This window comes from Paenibacillus sp. yr247 (assembly GCF_900103825.1).
GTDB lineage: Bacteria > Bacillota > Bacilli > Paenibacillales > NBRC-103111 > Paenibacillus_E.
The window spans coordinates 177,601-196,707 of sequence record NZ_FNIF01000006.1; the positions used below are offsets into that span (position 1 = coordinate 177,601).

The 19,107-nt window shown below is 44.5% G+C and carries 15 protein-coding genes; 11 read left to right on the top strand and 4 right to left on the bottom strand.

Features of this window, described 5'->3' with window-relative positions; all coding sequences use genetic code 11:
- Positions 1-151: 151 nt before the first annotated feature.
- From BLT91_RS14530 to BLT91_RS14550, 5 genes are all read left to right on the top strand, one after another.
- Positions 152-2,641: an NEW3 domain-containing protein gene (locus BLT91_RS14530; RefSeq protein WP_254776958.1), complete on the top strand. Its 2,490-nt coding sequence runs from the start codon at positions 152-154 to the stop codon at positions 2,639-2,641.
- 62 nt (positions 2,642-2,703) lie between these two features.
- Positions 2,704-3,486 carry a creatininase family protein gene (locus tag BLT91_RS14535; RefSeq protein ID WP_090822058.1) on the top strand — a complete coding sequence of 261 codons (783 nt, stop codon included), beginning with the start codon at positions 2,704-2,706 and terminating at the stop codon, positions 3,484-3,486.
- On the top strand, positions 3,473-4,981 hold the full coding sequence (gene argH / locus BLT91_RS14540) for an argininosuccinate lyase (protein WP_090822060.1): 1,509 nt from the start codon (positions 3,473-3,475) through the stop codon (positions 4,979-4,981). The genes BLT91_RS14535 and argH overlap by 14 nt, the downstream gene beginning before the upstream one ends.
- Positions 4,981-5,961: an N-acetylglucosamine kinase gene (locus BLT91_RS14545; protein ID WP_090822062.1), complete on the top strand. Its 981-nt coding sequence runs from the start codon at positions 4,981-4,983 to the stop codon at positions 5,959-5,961. Before argH ends, BLT91_RS14545 begins: the two co-directional genes overlap by 1 nt.
- A 38-nt stretch (positions 5,962-5,999) precedes the next feature.
- On the top strand, positions 6,000-6,743 hold the full coding sequence (locus BLT91_RS14550) for a PIG-L deacetylase family protein (protein ID WP_090822064.1): 744 nt from the start codon (positions 6,000-6,002) through the stop codon (positions 6,741-6,743).
- 233 nt (positions 6,744-6,976) lie between these two features.
- Here the strand turns inward: BLT91_RS14550 and BLT91_RS14555 are convergent, their stop codons facing one another.
- Entirely contained in the window at positions 6,977-7,444 is a 468-nt protein-coding gene (locus BLT91_RS14555; protein WP_090822066.1) for an SET domain-containing protein-lysine N-methyltransferase, read from the bottom strand.
- Positions 7,416-7,790, bottom strand: coding sequence for an S-adenosylmethionine decarboxylase (locus BLT91_RS14560; RefSeq protein WP_090822068.1), 375 nt, complete (start codon positions 7,788-7,790; stop codon positions 7,416-7,418). Before BLT91_RS14560 ends, BLT91_RS14555 begins: the two co-directional genes overlap by 29 nt.
- Before the next feature lie 160 nt (positions 7,791-7,950).
- Here BLT91_RS14560 and BLT91_RS14565 point away from each other — a divergent pair, with 160 nt between their 5' ends.
- Complete coding sequence (locus BLT91_RS14565) at positions 7,951-8,232, top strand: Ig-like domain-containing protein (RefSeq protein WP_217635227.1); 282 nt, start codon at positions 7,951-7,953, stop codon at positions 8,230-8,232.
- A gap of 75 nt (positions 8,233-8,307) precedes the next feature.
- Here BLT91_RS14565 and BLT91_RS14570 read toward each other — a convergent pair whose 3' ends face one another.
- Together BLT91_RS14570 and BLT91_RS14575 are read right to left on the bottom strand one after the other, a co-directional pair.
- Positions 8,308-10,083 carry a sensor histidine kinase gene (locus tag BLT91_RS14570; RefSeq protein ID WP_090822072.1) on the bottom strand — a complete coding sequence of 592 codons (1,776 nt, stop codon included), beginning with the start codon at positions 10,081-10,083 and terminating at the stop codon, positions 8,308-8,310.
- Positions 10,080-11,618 (bottom strand): response regulator transcription factor, encoded by a 1,539-nt coding sequence (locus tag BLT91_RS14575; RefSeq protein ID WP_090822074.1) that lies wholly within the window; start codon positions 11,616-11,618, stop codon positions 10,080-10,082. Before BLT91_RS14575 ends, BLT91_RS14570 begins: the two co-directional genes overlap by 4 nt.
- A gap of 253 nt (positions 11,619-11,871) precedes the next feature.
- Here BLT91_RS14575 and BLT91_RS14580 point away from each other — a divergent pair, with 253 nt between their 5' ends.
- The 5 genes from BLT91_RS14580 (at position 11,872) to BLT91_RS14600 (ending at position 18,679) form a co-directional block, all read left to right on the top strand.
- Positions 11,872-12,774, top strand: a complete 903-nt coding sequence (locus tag BLT91_RS14580; protein WP_368086805.1) for an ABC transporter permease — start codon at positions 11,872-11,874, stop codon at positions 12,772-12,774.
- A 28-nt stretch (positions 12,775-12,802) separates the two neighbouring features.
- Entirely contained in the window at positions 12,803-13,693 is an 891-nt protein-coding gene (locus BLT91_RS14585; protein ID WP_090822078.1) for a carbohydrate ABC transporter permease, read from the top strand.
- Positions 13,694-13,812: 119 nt separating this feature from the next.
- Complete coding sequence (locus tag BLT91_RS14590; RefSeq protein WP_090822080.1) at positions 13,813-15,432, top strand: extracellular solute-binding protein; 1,620 nt, start codon at positions 13,813-13,815, stop codon at positions 15,430-15,432.
- Positions 15,433-15,517: 85 nt separating this feature from the next.
- A complete protein-coding gene (locus tag BLT91_RS14595) occupies positions 15,518-17,557 on the top strand; it encodes an alpha-galactosidase (protein ID WP_254776954.1) in 2,040 nt (679 codons plus the stop codon).
- A 204-nt stretch (positions 17,558-17,761) separates the two neighbouring features.
- Entirely contained in the window at positions 17,762-18,679 is a 918-nt protein-coding gene (locus BLT91_RS14600; RefSeq protein ID WP_254776955.1) for a DMT family transporter, read from the top strand.
- Positions 18,680-19,107: the final 428 nt, after the last annotated feature.

Here is a 19,107-nt window from a genome sequence, read left to right on the forward strand (position 1 = left end):
TAAAAGCTAAGGAGTTCACATCCACGTCATGATATAGAGCGGGAAATGGCCATTTCCTGCAGATGAATAACATTAGATTGACTAGAGGAGGAGTTAGATGGAAACAAGGATATCGACCCCAAAATGGTTTAAGGTTGCCCTGAGTGTGGCAATGACAGGAACTCTAGTATTTCCTTTGGTAGCAGCTCAGCCTGTCTATGCGGATCGAGGAATTGCTGATTTGTGGAAGTCGATCAAACCGCTAACAACTATTGCAAGCGCCATGAATACGGGGGCCCACCCGGATGACGAACACAGTGCAACGCTGGCCTATCTTTCCTTAGGAAAAGGTGTCAATACCTTCAGCGTTATTGCTAATCGTGGGGAAGGCGGGCAAAATGAAATAGGCAGCGAATTGGGGAACGCCTTAGGGATGATCAGAACTCGCGAATTGCAAGAAGCCTCGAAAGTTACCAATGTTACTTTAGGCATGCTGAGTGAAGAAATCAATGATGCAATTTTTGACTTCGGATTTTCCAAAAGTCCGGATGAAACATTGGCAAAGTGGGGTGATTCCGTAGTATACGAAAGATTAATTCGTAAAATACGTGAAATGCGTCCCGACGTCATCATTCCTGCATTCTTAAACGAGGAATCTACGCACGGGCATCATAGAGCCATCAACGTCATAACCGTTCGTGCGTTTAAGGACGCCGCCGATCCGACAATATTTCCGGAACATCTCAAAAAGGGTCTTCAGCCTTGGCAAGTAAAGAAGCTTTATCTGCCGGCTGACAACAAAGATTACAACGTACTCGTTCCTACCGGCGATTACGATGAAATCTATGGGGCTTCTTACTTGCAGCTTGGGGAAGAATCCCGGTTTATGCATAAGAGCCAAGGTATGGGAAGGCTTTATGATGAAGGTCCCTCGGGAAGCTACTACAAGCTAGGAGCAACAGCGACTACTGCAAAATCAGCGGATAAAGAAAAGGATTTCTTTGATGGCATAGCTTATTCTTTCGAAGATTTGGCCAAAGAGGTCGAAACGAAGGGCAAGGATAACAAAGTTACCAAAGATTTAAGATCCCTTCAAAAAGATGCGGATGAAGTGATTGCAGCCTATCCTAATTTTGCTAAAGTGACACGTGAAGTGCATGAAATGAAAGCAGATCTGCAAGCAGCTTTGACGGATGTAACTGCATCTGATTTGCAAGAAGTAACAAAAGAGGACCTCTTATATCGACTTCATGTCAAAGAGGAGCAGTTGAATAAAGCCAGTATGGAAGCTGCCTCTGTAGTTGCTAAAGTTAAGCCTGCTACTGGCGAATTAGTAGCGGGTCAGACTACGAAGGTGGTTGTTACTGCCTATAGCGGCGGTTCAGTTGAATTAAACAAAATAAACATGAATCTGAATGTTCCTGAGGGCTGGACAGCGAAACCGACAGGTTCAGCAAGCTTTGATCAATTGAAGTACAATCAGACGGTTTCTACGACTTATGAGGTGACCATACCTAAAAATGCTGCAGAGTTTAAGCCTTATGATGCTTCGATTCTAAGTGCAAATGTAACCTACGAAGCTTTTGGTACGTCAACCAAGCTTAAAGTAGTCCCACAAACTGCGGTTGCCATTCTTCCTGCGTATTCGATGTCTTTAAGTCCGAGCGCAACCGTATTGAATACACTGAAAAGCGATGAACCCGTTCCGGTGAAGGTTACGGTTCGCAATTATACGCCGGGTGCATCTAAAGCGTCGATTTCATTGAATGTACCCGAAGGATGGTCGGTTGAACCAGCAGTAGAAGAGCTAAGCTTCGCATCTAAGGGCGAGACAAAGTCTGTGTCGTTCTCGGTAAAAGCTTCTTCGGAAGTAGCAGTAGGTAAATACACAGTATCGGCGGTCGCTAAGAACGGGGACATCGTAAGTACAGAAGGAGCTCAAGTTATTGAATATCCGCACATCGGAAAAACATACCTGATTCAACCTGCGGAGCTAAAAATCCAGGCTTTCAATCTTTCTGTTCCTAAAAACCTGAAAGTGGGTTATGTATCCAGTGGATTTGACAACATTGATCAGTATTTACGTCAATTGGGCATAGATGTTGTTAAGCTGGAAGCGAAGGATATCCAGTTTGGAGATTTATCACAATACAATACTATTGTTCTCGGTATACGCGCCTATGCGTTCCGTCCGGAGTTAATCCCAAGCAACCAAAGATTGCTCAGCTATGTTGAAAATGGCGGGAACCTTGTTGTTCAATATCATAAGCCGGAAGACAAGTGGACTCCGAATCTGGCTCCATTCCCTATCAAGATTGGAGAACCGCTGATTAAATGGCGTGTAACGGATGAAAGCTCCAAAGTTACCATGTTGGCGCCTGACAGTCCTATGTTCAATACCCCTAACAAGATTACGGCTGAAGATTGGGATGGCTGGATTCAAGACCGTTCCGCGTACAATCCAGACCAATGGGGCAGCGAGTATACGGAGCTTATTTCTAACGGAGATCCAGGTGAAAAAGAATTTACAGGTACCTTCTTAACAGCACCTTATGGCAAAGGAATTTATACCTACAGTTCGCTGGTTTGGTATCGCGAAATTCCAAATCTTGTGCCTGGTTCCATCCGGTTGTTCGTCAATATGATTAGTCAAAAGCAGTAACCAAGTCATTGGAGGACCCTCTAAGGGTCCTCTAACTTTACCAAGATGGGGGATCAAGGGTCATGAATATAATAAACGTTCACGGGCGAGATATCGATAGGTTTGTTGATGAGATTCAATTTGCGGTGGTTCCTTTAGGTTCTGTGGAATACCACGGCCCACACTCCCCATTGGGAACGGACATTATATTAGCAAATGGTTTTGCAGAACGGATTGATCCCGTACTCCGGCCTTTAGTATATCCTACGATTGCATACACGGCTTGTCCCGGAAAAACCAAAGACTATTCAGGTACGTTATCTGTCCGTCCATCTGTCTTTATTGACTATTTGTCAGACATCGTAGAGGGGATTTGTCAGTTGGGTATACGGAATATCGTTTTGTTAAATGCCCATGATGCTAATATGGGTCCCTCCCGAACGGTTGCAGAGGCGGTTACTGGCAAATATAGAGATGCAAGCTTTCTTTTAATCAACTGGTGGCAGATGGCAACGATTCAATTTTCGGAGCAAGTGGGTATTTTTCAAGGAACAACGGGGAGAGGGCACGGTGGTCCCTACGAAATGTCTGCCGTAAAAGTCTTTTGTCCGGAATTGGTTTCCGTACAGGAATCAGATTCGGAGTTAGATTCATGCCCTCCTTTATCTTCCTTGCCTTATGTATTGGTGGAAGGGACGCCGCAAAACTGGGATGGCTATACAGGGAGAATCCAGCAGACTTCTCTGGAGGCGGGTCAATTCATTGTGGAAGAAGCTGTGAAAAATATGAATCTTTTAATAAAAAATTGGCTTGAAATGAGAAAAGGGAAAAACGGAGAGGATGATAGTCAGCATGGGATATCGTGAAAATTTGATGAATACGGAAGGAACCTCCTTTCCTGGCAAAACCTATACAGAAGTTGTATTGGAGCCCGCATTCAATGAAGCGAAGGAACATTTATTAGGCCCTATGATGGCAATCAATAAGGCTCATTTAATCATGCTGGTGGAACAAGGCTTAATCACGGAAGAGGATGCCAAGCAAATAGCTAAAGCGATCCTAGGGATAAATCTGGAGGAATTGCGCAGCTCCAGCTATACAGGACAATTTGAGGACCTATTTTTTCAAGTGGAGCACCAAATGCTGGAACTTGCAGGTGATGTTGCCGGCAATCTGCATCTGGCAAGAAGCCGAAATGACATGGGGATTTCTATCTATCGGATGGTACTGAGAGAGAAGCTTTTAACTACTCTTTCGTCTGCCCTTTATTTAAAGGAGCACCTGCTTTTGTTTGCAGAGGATCATGTGGAGACGTTGATGATTGGATATACCCATACGCAACAAGCACAGCCTACGACAATGGCTCATTATATAATGGCAGTAGTAGACTCCTTAAATAGGGATATTCGACGTATGGTGGCGGCCTACAATAATTGTAATCGAAGCAGCATGGGCGCTGCGGCGCTGACGACATCGGGTTTTGCCGTTAGCCGTGAAAAAATGATGGAATTGTTGGCATTTGATGAGCTCATTGAGAACTCGTATGATGCGATAGGCGGAGCCGATTATCTGGGTGAAGTGGCTACGACGATTCAACTGGCTGCCATTAATTTAGGACGGGTTGTACAGGATTTTTTATTATGGTGTACGCAAGAATTTGCTGTATTAAAGGTAGCAGCCCCTTACGTTCAAATCAGCTCCATTATGCCTCAAAAAAGAAACCCTGTTTCATTAGAGCATATGCGTGCGTTATTATCTAGCTGCGTAGGAAATACTAACACTGTTTTGACGATGATTCATAATACACCATTTGGGGATATTGTAGATACCGAAGACGATATGCAGCCATACGCATGGAAAAGCATGGAAATTATGGATAAAATGTATCGTCTGTTAGCTGCGGTCATCGGAACGATGGAAGTAAACAAAGAAGCTCTCCTCGAGCGCACAAAGAAAAGCTTTGCAACTATCACGGAGCTTGCGGATACATTAGTAAGAACGGATGATTTATCTTTTAGAAAGGCACATCATATTGTCAGCGGGGTTGTTAAAAAGGCGATATCCGAAGGACTGGCTGCCAATGAGATTACCTTGCCTTTAGTTAATGAAATTGCTCAGCAAGTTATTAACCGGGATGTAACTTTACAGGAGGATATGCTTCGTAAGGCACTGGATCCTGTTCATTTTGTTACCATTCGTTCTTTACCAGGGGGGCCGAGTTCTAAAGAAATGAAGCGAATGATTGAAGACCGGAATAATCAGCGAGCGTCTCATCTTCAATGGCTGCAAAAAGCTTGTGAGAAGAATCAACATGCTCTTGCACAGCTAGATAAAGTGATTCTTGAGTGGGGCGATGTCTGATGGAAACTCTTAAAATTCCTTTACTTGCAATTGACGGGGGAGGCACCAAATGCTTTGCTGTATTCGTAGATTTAGAGGGCAATATGCTAGGGCAAGGAAAAGGTGGTTCTTGTAACTATCAAGGAATCGGCAGGGACACAGCTGTAAGGGAATTAATTCATGGAATTCAAGAGGCGATTGTGGATTTAGGGCGAGGTTCTGAAGATTTCACGAAGTATTCGAACATTGAAATTGAGTGCGCCGTGTTTGGTCTTGCCGGATTGGATACAGCTTATGATCGGCAAATTATTATGGGTTTGGTGAACGAGGTTCTAGAGTACTTGCATATTCAAGTGCAGCATTTAGTTGTGGATAATGACGGATTTGCAGCATTATTAGGGGCAACTGCTGGAGAGCCCGGTATACTCGTCATTGCCGGAACTGGGTCTATCGTGTTCGGCATCAATGGGCAGGGGGAAACAGCGAGATCTGGTGGATGGGGACATCGGGTCGGTGATGAGGGAAGCGGCTATTGGATAGGCAAGCAAGCGGTGATGGCTATTCTTAAGGCATATGACGGGAGAAGTGAAACCACAAGAATGGGGAAGTGGATATTTCCCCACTTGGGTATCAACAATGAGGAAGAATTATTCAATTGGATATATAGTTCTGATTATTCAGTGGGGAAATTAAGTGAACTCTCTCGTTTAGTGAGCTTGGCCGCACTGGAGGGAGATAACGTAGCAGAAACTATCCTTACTGCTGCCAGTAATGAATTATTTCTCTGTGTCCGTGCAGTAATAAAACAATTGAAGTTTGAAGATAAACCTTTTAAAATGATCTTACAGGGTGGTGTTTTGCAAAACGAAGACCTTGTTGGTAATACATTAGTCCAAAAACTCATCGAATTCACCCCGTTGGTTCAATTGGAAACAGCAAAGAAAGAACCTATTTACGGTGTCATGGCAATGGGAATATCCTATCTCAAATCGACAGTTTAGGCCTTCGGTAGATATTGAAGGAAAGGTGTTGAAGGTGATTGAAGAAGAAAATATTATTCGTATTTGCCCATCCTGACGATGAATCATTTGCGGCGGGTGGAACCATAGCTAAGCTTCATCACCTTGGACATGAGGTCTCTCTGGTTTGCGCTACATCGGGATGTAAGGGAAGATCTGGAGAGTTTCAATTTAACTCCCGAGAACAACTGATCATGCATCGTGAAGAAGAATTACGAGAAGCTAGTTCAATTCTGAGAATTTCTAATTTAATTTTATACCGTTTTGCTGATGGGACTTTAATTGAACAGGACATTGATTTGTTAGCGAATCAAATCAAAACGACGATTTTAGACCTAATGCCTGATGTGATCCTGACGTTCCCTCCAGATGGGGTAACTGGGCATCCTGATCATATTGCCATTTCACGGGCTACAGAAAAGGCTGTCATTTCCGCGGAAGATGAGTATCCTTCATCTCAACTTCCAACGTTCTTTTATACGTCCATTCCTCAATATTACGACCATTGCCAGGACTCGGGGCCCAATAATAGGTGTCTCATCACAGGTAAAGTAGATATAAGCGGCTACCGAATCCAAAAGGGGCAGGCTTTACGAGCACATAAGAGTCAGGTGTACTCTTTAAATCGGGCTTACCCTGGCGTCATGCACGCAGATTACACAGTAATCGGTAACTATGAATACTACACATTGGTCCGTGCCAATGGGCAAGCTATACAGCCGACAACAGCTCTTAATGAACTACCGACAATAGATTTAGTATAAAGGTTCTAGCATCTATAATAATATAAGGATAATCCTCTTTTTGAACTTACCCCAGTCAATTAGAAAATATTAGAATAAACCCATTAAAGAAGCCTGAGTCAAGTGTTCGACTGGATTTAGGTTGTTAGTTTTGCATAATATCAAACGTGGGAGTAGAACTTGTAAACTGCCTATTTCATCCTCAGATTGAAATGAATTATGTTTTTTTGTATGGGCGGAACTCCTTTTTCCTTTTATTCGGTAGGAGAAGCATGTGTCCCTTTTCCCGAGATCAGCTTGCGGCATTTGTGGGATCCGCACTGGCAATGAAAACTTCTGAACAGTTTATCTTCTGTAGATTCGTAATCCATCGTAATAAAATCACCGGGCTTAATATCTTTAATTGCCCAAAATACTTGCTCTTCCATATCGACAGAGGTGTTGGGGTCACAGCAATGTAATATTTTACCCATAAAGTAGGGGTCTTCAATATATACTCCCTGTTTTTGTTGTAAAGTATAGAGGGTTTGATAATCCAGTAAGGTACCTTGAAAACGGAAAATGAGTTCTCCTTTGCGAAAAAACGTTTTTGCAATCACGCCTTCGCCATACTTTGGATTATAGTTGATAGCAAATATATCTTTGGTAGGTTCGTTCGGATGCTGGTCGAAATGGTCCGGGTAAAACCTGCCCTTATTCTCTGAAGATTGTTTGGCATTCAACGCGCTCAGGTAAGAAAAATTTATTAATGCTATCAGTGACTTGATCCTCTGAAAAATCTTTGCAGCTAAATACATCCAAATAACCCTCCCGATGCAGATCGTTAGTGTGTATAGTGATGCTGCTTGTATAAATTAACTGAACGCCCGATAATCCAATTTCGTCGCCTTCACCGAAGCGAAAGCATTGACATCCGCCAAAAGCTACCATTTTGATTTCTTGCACCAACGCAGTAATAAATGTTTGAACCGCTTCTATGCTTAAAATATGTTCATTGCAGTTTACAAGGTGGAACATAGCATGCTTGCCGTAACAAAGTTTCCCGTCATGAAGAATTCTTTTGTACATAGTGGATGCTCCTTTTCCTTTTTCAAGTTGATTTATTATATTGCGGAGTGCCCGTATTCGTTATCAAGATTTACTAAATATCTGCATAGCCGCACATTTCCGCGATGATGTGTGGAGGAAGCCAAGCAAGTGACTGTAGGCATTGATCGCACAGTACCCGTTGTCCGAATATCTGATCCATTTACAATCTGGCAAAACAGATCCGTTGAGCCTGCCTGTTCAGATCACGGATGCGTTAAGCGGCATAAGCAATAGCACCGTTCAACTGGATAAGACAATCACGGACAATCCAATCAAAGCCGCTCCTGCAGCTTTAGCCATTGGAAACCATGGGATCGAAATAACCGGGACGGATTTGGCCGGCAATGTAACGGCCAGTACGTATAAGGTGCAGATCGATACCAATCTCCGACATCGATTACTTCATTCAAAATGCCAGTAAATAACCGTAAGAAAAAGGGACTGTCCTCAAGTAGATTTATCTACTTTGGGGACAGCCCTTTGTTTTTAATCATGCTTATGAACTAATACCGTGCAGCGGGATACGAATTTGCGCTTTTGTCCCGATGCCGAACTTACTATAAAGCGTAACACCGTATTCGTCACCAAATGCTAATTTGATCCGCTGGTCAACGTTGGTAATCCCATACCCCGAGACGTTGTCGGTTTTATTCAGTGCACGTTCCAGTGTTTCAGCTCGCATGCCCATTCCGTCGTCGATCACTTCCAGATAAATATCGCGATCATCCTTGTACACCCTGATGATGATATTAATTCCCACTTCATCGTCCCAAACGGCATGATTGATGGCGTTTTCGACAAATGGCTGTAACGCCAGCTTGACCGTCTGATAAACAAGTACGGAATCGTCAATCGCATAATGGAGTCGAAGCAGTCCCTCGAACCTATGTTGCTGGATGGCGATGTAATATTTGGTGAGTTTGATTTCTTCAATGATGGGCAATATCATTTTTCCTTTATTTAAGGAGATCCTGTAAAACTTAGCCAGATGTGAGACCATTTCACTAATTGTGTTATCACTGTGCTTAACGGCTAATGCTGATATGGAAGCCAACGTATTGTATAAAAAATGCGGATTGATTTGGGCTTGCAGCATATTCATTTCCGCTTCTTTCTTCGAAATCTCCTTCTTGTAGACCTCATTGATAAGTTCTTTCAGGCGACCTGTCATTTTTTTAAATGCAAATGATAACTGGCCAATCTCGTCATGCCCCATAAACTTCATGTTGACATTAAAATCTTCCCGTTCAACCCGTCGAATGACTTGAAGCAGGGATTCGATGCGTTTGGTAAAGAACCGTGCGGTTATATAAATCAAAACAACGGAGATAGCTATGCTGCACAAAGCAATGAATAGAATTCGCTTGGAGGCGATTTGAGCGTTTGTAATAAAGCTCTTATATGGAATAACGGAAATCGTCCTCCAGCCATTCTTGATCGTATTGTAAACGACGAGCGATTTCTCGCCATTGTACATGCTGTCGAAGCTTCCTGACTTGTTCTCGCCGAAAGTACCGGGGATCAGTGTGCCGATATTTTGATTCAAAAGCGCTTTGTTGCGGTTAGATAAGATATTGCCGCTCTCATTAACGATATAAATATCTTTTTGCTTATCTTCCTTTTCCATGAGCCGATAAATGTCGGCTTCGGCAATGTCGAATGTAAGAATACCGTAAGGAAAGTTAAGGCTGTTGTTATTGAGCAAACGCACCAGCTTGAATACGGGTTCAGTTTCAGTTGCTCTTGCGGAAACGCTGTAAGTCACATTACCGTAAGAATGGGCAATGGACTCGTACCAATTGGTTTTTTTTGCTGCATCATCAATTCGCTTAATATATACGCTGTCCGCAGGAAATGTCGTATTGTTCGTATAGATGGATACCGCCCGAATGTCGGGATTCGTGGCCAGTATATTATTAATCACATTATTGAAATAAATGTACGAATCCAAGTACTCTGTACTGTTTTCGGTGTAATCTTTGGTCAGCAGCAGGCGCAGCGTATTATCCAAATAAATGGATGCAGATATTCTCGAATAGGAATCTAGCTTCGTTTCCAAGTTTGTGTTAATTTGATCTGTTGTTGCAATCATATTGGTATAGATTTGCGTCGTTAACTCCCGTGTGGTCGTGTCATAGGAATATTTTACGAAAAATAACAATGGTAAAATCGAAACGATGCAAAAGACAGCGAACAATTTGCGGTGCAAACTGAGATTAAGAAACGTTTTGGCTAAAAACCGGAGTGGCATTGGCAATCGTCTTTGTATCATAAAAGTTTTTTCCGGTATTCGTTGGGGGTCGTTCCTTTGAACTTCTGAAACACTGAGCAAAAATAAGAGACGTTTTCGTATCCAACGGATGCAGCAATCTCATGGATTTTTTTGGATTTGTCTTTTAGCAGTTCAGCGGCATGATGAATCCGTACACGTGTCAAATATTCCAATATTGTTTCTCCTGTTTTTTCCTTAAATAAGGTTCGTACGTAATTGGGTGACAGATACACTTGTTTAGCGATATCCTCGATGGTTAGCTGTCTGCTGAAGCTGCGGTCAATGAGACTTGCAATTTGTTGAGTGATACGAAGATTTTTGTCCTTATCCTTATCCTTCAAAAGAGCGAGGATTGCATGGCTTACATCTAGGATGTGATCTTCGATTTCATTTATGGTTGAATAATTGGTTATGCGCTTCCAATCGTCGACATACATGGAATTGACAGAGCCATCTCCGAGTAAATTGGCAAAATGCTGCTCAATGGCCGTAATAAGACGCAATGAGCTTGAGCATACCAGATCCCGCTCTACCTTTGAGGTGCGCATTGCGTCGAAGAAGTCTTGAATCACGGTGATAGCTGCAGATTCCTGCAAGTGGGAAATGGCATGACAAAGCGATGCAATTGCCGATTCAGGGTTCACGTCTTTGTACACCGGCACAACAGCTTCATCGGCCTTTGTACACGATCCCAAGCCGAAATAAAATTTGCTTTCATTCGCTCGTTTGGCAGCTGCACATAAATCGTATAGGCTTTCCAAGCCCATACCAACGTCGGATACACCGATTGAAAGGATGGCGTCGTTTCTGTCGTTTACATTCCGAATCAGTTGCTCCGCTGCAAGGCAAAGTTCTATGGACGGAGTATCAGGCTTGTGACAGAGAAGGACGAATGTTCCTTCCTTGATTTGACAGAGAAAGGAACGGGGTATTTCAGCCTGCGCGAAATTGCGGATAAGTGTCACGACCTCCAAACCATACTTGCTGATAGGGTCAATCGTTATGTATAAAATTTGAAAAAAACCGCTAGAAGGCATCATGGATGGCAGCAGCAATAGTTTCTCAATCCATTGGGATCTAGCCATTAGATTGCCTTCCAAGATTATTTCCCTTAGGTAGGATTCCTTTAGTACTTCCGAGGTTTGGGAGGCAATCCGAAATTCCTCGCACTTCTGTTTGACTTTCTCCATTAAATGCTGGAGCTCTCCCATATCAAAGGGCTTTAATAAATAGCCGATCGCTTCCACGGACAGTGCCGCTTTAATATAGTGAAACTCATCGTGACCACTAAGAAATGCGATCTGGACATTGCGATTGATCTGTTTGGCCCGTCTGCTGAATTCCAGTCCGTCCATAATGGGCATACGGACATCTGTTAATATGATATCAGGACGAAGCTCTTCCATGCGCTGAAGCGCCTCTCTGCCGTTCTTCGCCGTACCAGCGACACGAATACCCATGTCCCCCCAACGAACGTAATCGGCCAGCATCTCGAGCTCCATTTTTTCATCGTCTACAAGCAGTATGCTGTACATTGAAAGCGCTCCCACCTTTCTAAACGCTTGATATTACCTATTTTATTGTAAAACGTATAACTCAAATAAACAATGACCTCGCAAAAGGATCGTTCATTTGGAATATGATTCTGAAGATGCTTGTATGGAATTGTTTTCTGCTCATTCCTATAATGAGAATATAATACAAAATAATTATGGTTGTTACTGAGCGGCACAAGCCGCCGCAGCCTGGAAAAGGCGGGTTATACATATGGAAGCGCGACTCAGAAGGATGAAAGGACAAAAATATTTATACTTAATGATCCTGCCCGCCTTCATCTCTACCATCTTATTTTCCTATGGTCCGATGTTCGGTTTGTACATGGCGTTCATCAACTACTCGCCCGGCGGAGGTTCCTTTTTCCACCAGTTTTTTACAAGTAAGTTTGTCGGCTTCGAGTGGTTTCGGTACTTCTTTACAAGCGGTGATTTTTATATCATCATGCGCAATACGATTGCGCAAAGCTTCTTATCTCTGTTAGTTGGATTTCCGGCCCCGATTTTGCTGGCCTTAATGATCAATGAGGTGAAGACCGGCTTATTCAAAAAAGTGGTACAAACGGTATCGTATTTGCCGCACTTTATATCTTGGGTCATAGCGGCAAACATCATCATAACGCTGCTATCCTCGCAGGGGCTGATCAACAAGTTGTTGATGCTCTTCCACCTCACGGAGCAACCGGTGCAATTTTTCCAAAACGGTCATTATTTTTGGGGGATCATAGCCGTATCCAATATGTGGAAAGATATGGGGTTTAACGCAATCATGTATTTGGCTGCAATTTCCGCTATTAATCCCGAACTATATGAAGCAGCAAGAGTTGACGGCGCCAGCCGCATGCGTCAAATGTTTCACGTCACACTTCCGTCTTTACGCCCAACGATCGTTATTCTGGCTATATTGTCAGTAGGAGGTATCTTGAACGCGGGGTTCGATCAGCAGTATTTGTTGCAAAACAACACCATCTTGAAATATTCGGACGTTATCGATACTTATACGTACCGATACGGACTTCAGAACGGCATGTTCTCTTATGGCGCTGCGGTTGGGCTGTTCAAATCGGTCATAGCCTTCATCCTGGTCGTCAGCGTCAATACACTCTCCAAGCGAATGAATCAGCAATCTTTGTTCTAATAAGAAAGATAGGAAAGGGTGGGTCTGAATGAGAACAAGATCTAGTGGCGATATCGTCTTCGCCTGGTTCGTTTATGTGTTCCTCTTTCTGGTGTTTATTGCAACGTTCTACCCCTTCTGGAACATTCTTGTGCTGTCGCTCAACAGTGCAGAGGATACGATCCGGGGCGGCGTTTATTTCTGGCCGAGGGTGTTTTCCTTAACAAGCTATGTGCAGATTTTAGGCGATCAGGAAATTATTAATGGGGTCAAAGTAACTCTAGCACGCACACTGATCGGCACGCCTCTCGCTGTTCTGGTCATCTGTCTGCTTTCTTATCCGCTAAGCAAGCGTGATTTGGTCGGTGGGAAGTTCATCACACTTTTCTTCATATTCACGATGTACTTCGGCGGCGGCTTAATCCCCTACTATATGATCTTAAAGAGCCTGCACCTTATTGATACCTTCTGGGTGTACATTGCGCCAGGTCTTATGAATGTGTTTTTTATGATATTGGTACGCACATTTATTCAGCAGCTTCCTGGGGAATTAGACGAGTCAGCGAAGATGGACGGTGCGAACGATCTGCAAATTTTCGTCATGATCATATTGCCTTTAACAACGCCGGTGCTTGCAACGATAGGGTTGTTTACGGCGATCGGTCATTGGAATTCTTGGTTCGATTCCTATGTATTCACCTATAAGCCTGAACTGAAGACATTACAGGCGGTTCTCGTCAAAATTTTGAATCAGTATCAGACGTCTTCCATGGTGTCGGATGCGCAGCAAATGGCAGATTCAGCCAAACGCCTCGCCGTATCATCAGATTCGATCCGCATGGCGGCAACGATCGTCGCAACACTGCCCATTGTTATTGTCTATCCGTTCTTGCAAAAGTATTTTGTCAAAGGCATGACCGTTGGAGCAATTAAAGCCTAGTCAAGCTTTCTCATCTTGAAAGGCGGTGGTTGGGAGCGTAATCCCCAGAGTGGACGATAGCACATTAAGCAATATAATCAGCTGTTTCCAATACAATTAGTCAAGGGGGAATTTATTCCATGTTCAAGACCAGGAAAACATTCAACGTGCTGCTTTCAACGGTTCTTATGGGTTCCGTCATCGCCGGTTGCTCTACAAAAGAAAATACGGCTTCGTCAAGTGATAAGCCAGCAGCCACAACCGAAAACAAAGCAAACGATCTGACACCGATTAAAATGACTTTCTTTGATAAAAATACAGGCGACGCCTTCACGAACGAGGTTGCCAAAGAAGTTACGAAACGGACGGGCGTTACGATCGAAATTCAGCAGCCAACGGGCAATCCTTCCGAAAAGCTGAATCTGATGCTCGCCAGCAGCGATCTGCCGGATCTTGTGCTAATGGACCGCGGAGGAGATATCGTTAGTAAGTACATCGCTGCAGGGGCGATTATTCCGCTGAATGATCTGATTGCGAAATATGGTCCCAACGTGCAGAAAATGTATGGGGACACTTTGAAAAAGACACGGTTTACCGACGGGAAAAACTACTATCTTTCTAACTGGTACGGCCCGGAGAATGAGCCTGTATTCGGCATAAATATGCGCAAGGATTGGCTTAAACAGATTGCTCCGGACAAAGCTGAAGGTGGAAAGCCGTTCACGGCAGATGAATTCGAGGCGCTGCTGAAGGATTTTAAAACAAAGCTTGGCAAAGTGGACGGCAAAGACGTATTCCCGATGAGCTTCAATGGTGAAAATATGGGCGCTGTGCTTGGAACGTTTAAAGGCATGTGGGGGATGAAGACATACTACGAAGATAATGGAACACTGAAGTACGATGTGAAGGATCCGAAATATAAGGATATGCTGATGTACTTGAATAAGCTGTACCGAGAGGGCTTAATTGATCCGGAATGGCCTGTCAACAAGAAGCAAACGTGGGAGCAAAAAATTTCTAACGGACTCGTATTTGCATCGCCAGGCGCTTATTGGGATTTCGGTACGCCTAACGGTGTGCTTAAGAAAGAAGGCGGACCTGAAAAGCAGCTTTATCCGTATAAGCTTGTGGGACCTGGCGTTGACCCGTCAAAAACGACCTTAGGGCCAAAAAGCTCGCTCGGTTGGGATGCGATTGCGATCACAAAGACGAATAAAAATCCAGAAAGAACGATGAAACTCATTGATTTCCTAGCTAGCGAAGAAGGCCAATATCTTCTCATGTGGGGGATAGAGGGTGTGCACTGGGATATGAAGGACGGCAAGCATACGCCGCGTCCGGAAGTTCTTCAAGGCTTTAAAGACGATTGGGATAACTTCGCAAAGAAAACAGGTATTCGCAAATGGACTTGGTTCGTGAAGAACGGTAAAGGCTCCGACGGTACACCGTTTGATTTGCCGGGCCGTTACCAGCGTGGCGAGATCGACCAGATGGCATTGAAGAACTTGTCCGATACGGCTTGGGAAACGTCGGCTTATGATAATCTCGGCCCTGCCGGCGGCACCCCGGATGCGCTTGTCAGCCAGAAGATTTCAGATATTATGAGCCAAACGATTACGAAAGTCATCATTTCCAAAACAGATACGGATGCAGCCGCTCTGTTCGATAAAATGCTTGCCGATATGAAGGCAGCAGGCGATGAGAAAGTGGAGAAAATCATAAACGACAACTACAAGAAACGCTTGGATCTTTGGAAATAAGAGTGGATGCAGATCAGGAAGCCGAGGCACTGTTCCGGCTTCCTTCTTCATTTAAATGTCTATAAGCATGAAGGAGCGGGTAATCATGATATCCAGTACAGTGATTTTTCAAGAGTTGAACGGGCAAGTGGTTGGAGAGAATGGGTTATGCCGAATTATCATTGATCTGGCAAGCGGATTAACCGATTATGAATGGGGTTCCGTAAACCGACTGGGCGGCGCTTACAGCGCAGCGCGGATCGGTGGCAAATACGTTGCTTCGACCGAATATTCGGAGCACAAACTGGCAGCTAGCGGCACTCAAATGATCCGTGATGATTTCGGCACTGGCTGTAAGCTTTCTGTGATTCATACAGCTGAGTCTCTTCCGGCCATGACGCAGACGTTTTGGATATATGAAAAAGTACCCTGCTTTTTCGTGCAGGTCGAGCTGGAGGGTGAAACGGAAGCATGGGAAACAAACTATATTTCTCCATTGACAGTGGATGCAGCTAAGGGATCCTCAGCGATTTCTTTGGAAATGGCGGCAGAGGAGCTGCGCGCTCTGTTGGTGCCTTTCGATAACGACAAGTGGGTACGTTACGAATCTATCGCCATGCCCAACCAACTGGAAAGCTACGAGGTTACGGCTATTTTCGAACCTGCATCGAGAAAAGGGCTAGTTCTTGGTTCTGTTACACATGATACATGGAAAACGGGTCTGAAAGTAGTCGGACATGAAGGAGCGGCTATACACCATCTGGAGGTATACGGTGGAGCAGCAGGAGAGTATACGCGCGATACGATTCCTCATGGTACGTTGATCGGCAAAACGATTGCTTCGCCGCGTATCTTTGTGGGCATGTATCCGGATTACAGAACCGGACTGGAGGAATACGGAAAAGCGAACGCTGTGGTAATCCCTCCTCTTCAATGGGAACACGGAGTTCCGTTCGGATGGAATAGCTGGTCGGCCGCAGGAGGGGAACTCGACTACGAGCTTTACATCCATACGTCGGACTTCTTAAAGAGCTTGCACGATGGCGGGTTTCATCATCAGGGGACGGTTTATATAAACTTTGATTCCTTCTGGACGAACTTAACACAGCAGCAGCTCGAAGACGCAGTGCGCCACGTTTGTGACAATGGACAAAAGCCCGGCATTTATTGGACACCTTTTGCCTTCTGGGGGAACGATTTCGATCGGGTTGTGGAAGGTACGGACGGCAAGTTTACGTACCGAGATCTCCTGCTGTGTGATGAACAGGGACATATTTTACCCGATTTAGACGGCGGACATGCGATTGATCCTACGCACCCTGGCAATCTGATGCGGACGGAGTGGCATCTTGAACGTTTTGTCAGATGGGGTTTCGAGTACATCAAGCTCGACTTCCTTGGACATGGCGCTTTGGAAGGGATGCACTTCGATAAGGAAGTGCGTACAGGGCTTCAAGCGTACAATCTTGGCATGGCGTTGATCAAGACTAGGCTTGATCCCAGGGTTGTCGGACGTCCATTCTTCATCAACTTGTCCATCGCGCCGATGTTTCCACATCAATACGCTCATAGCAGGCGCATTTCATGTGATGCTTTCGGTACTCTGAAAGATACGGAGTATATGTTGAATTCACTGACATATGGTTGGTGGATGAATGGGACCATATTTCCTTTCAATGATCCTGACCATACCGTACTATATAAGAGCTTCAACCAAGAATCTACGATGGTACAGGAAGGCAGGAGTCGTCTAAACGCTTCCCTTATTGCCGGAACGGTTCTTCTCATGGGGGACGATTTCCGTAATGAGGAAGCAAGAACCAGGGCAGAGGACTGGTTGACCCGGCCTGAGCTGCTAAAAATTGCAAGGGCAGGAAAAAGTTTCATTCCGCTTGAGGGAAATACCGATGCTGCTTCTGATCATGTTTTTTTCAAAATGGCAGATGACGACTGTTTTATAGCCGTGTTTAACTTTAATAAAGATGAAACGGTTGAGAAACGTATATCCTTTGAGCGTTTGGGTCTGCCCAAAAATACGACGTATTGGCTGCATGATCTTTGGGAGGAAACCGCCCTTCAGTCAACAGGAGACATAAGCGTTCGCTTGGAACCGGCAGAGTCGAAGATTTTTAAGTTGATTCTGTAGAGGATGGAGCTGCATCGGCAGCTCTTTTTTTTATTTAATTCATCAAACTTGTTAATCAGGCATTTCACGAGATGTCTTATGATGCGTTTACATGAAAAAAGGGGTTGGCTGTGACAAACCCTTGAATTGTATATTGAACATCTGGCCCAATCGTCGTAAACTGAAGGATAGTGTGTCTTGAACGGGAAGGAAAGGAACCTCCAGATGAAAATGAAATCGTATTTGTTGCTCTCTGTGTGTATTTTGTTCTGGGGCAGCAACTTTGTATTCGGGGCTATTTTAGTGAAGCAGTTTTCGCCCATGCTCCTTTCGGCTATCCGGCTTTCCTTTACATCCTTATTTTTTATAGGATACGCACTGCTTACGAGAAATTCCGTTCGCCTGCAGCTGTCGGATTGGAAGCTCTTAATTCCGCTAGGCCTGATAGGAACGCTTGCAAATCAAACCGCTTTTTTTACCGGAATAAAATCTGTGGATGGAACGACGGCCTCCCTAATCTTATCACTTGCACCTATTACAACCGCCATTCTAGCTTGGTTATTTCTTAGGGAGCCGCTGACCAAGCGGGTAGCCGGGGGTGCCGTCATTGCGGTGCTAGGGGTTTATTGCGTGGTGGGAGTTGGTAAGCCGTTCCAGATTACACCTGGGATGTGGCTGATCTTTATCGCTATGTTGACCTTTTCCGCTTCAATTATTATGATGCGCAAGCTGATTGAGCGTATCGATCCGTTTAGCGCAACCATGTACTCGACTCTCATCGGTTGTGCTATGCAAATCATAGCTGCTACGTTGGTGGAGCCGGTAAATGCCATATGGCAGGCACCGCTATGGGCGTGGTTTCTTGCCATTGCGACCGCACTGCTGATGCAAGGGTTGTGCGGACTTCTTTGGAATCGGCAAATCAAAGAGGTCGGTGCAGCCAAAGCGGCTATCTTTTTGAATTTGCAGCCCTTCGTTGCGATGCTTGTCGGGTTTGCTTTGCTCGGGACACCTGTGACTTGGTCACAGATTGGGGGCTCGGTGCTTATTATTTTTGGGGTTATGGTAGCAACAGAATTGCTGCCGAGGCGGGGTGCGCATTTTTTTGCAAAGCCCTCTAAGGAGGAGAAGATCTCTTCCTGATTGGAGAAATAATGTTCCAAGTTGTAAAGGGTACGTGTGCTCCAGAGAAAGACCCAAATATTTGGTACTCAATTCGATTGGGACGAAAATAATTTTTGTTGAAGGGAAACGAGAGTTCAATAACCAAAAGGCTGCCGCAGTTCAGAACGGCAGCCTTACTACTTAACGGGGAGAATTGCTCAACTAGAGGCTAGGACTGTGCGTGCAATCAAGCTCTTTAGGTCGTTCGCACGTTTAGCAGTATTGAGCGTGGAATTATTCAGCATATCACATAGGGCCACTAAGTCTTCTAGTTTGGATAGGAACTTCCAAGAAAATGCATCTTCCCAGTCGAGAACAGCTGAGACTTGTGAAACCCTTTGCTTTTTGCTGAACCAATATGTTTAGGTTGAGATGGTCTCTGACTCTAAGGTTTTCCCCGAAAAATC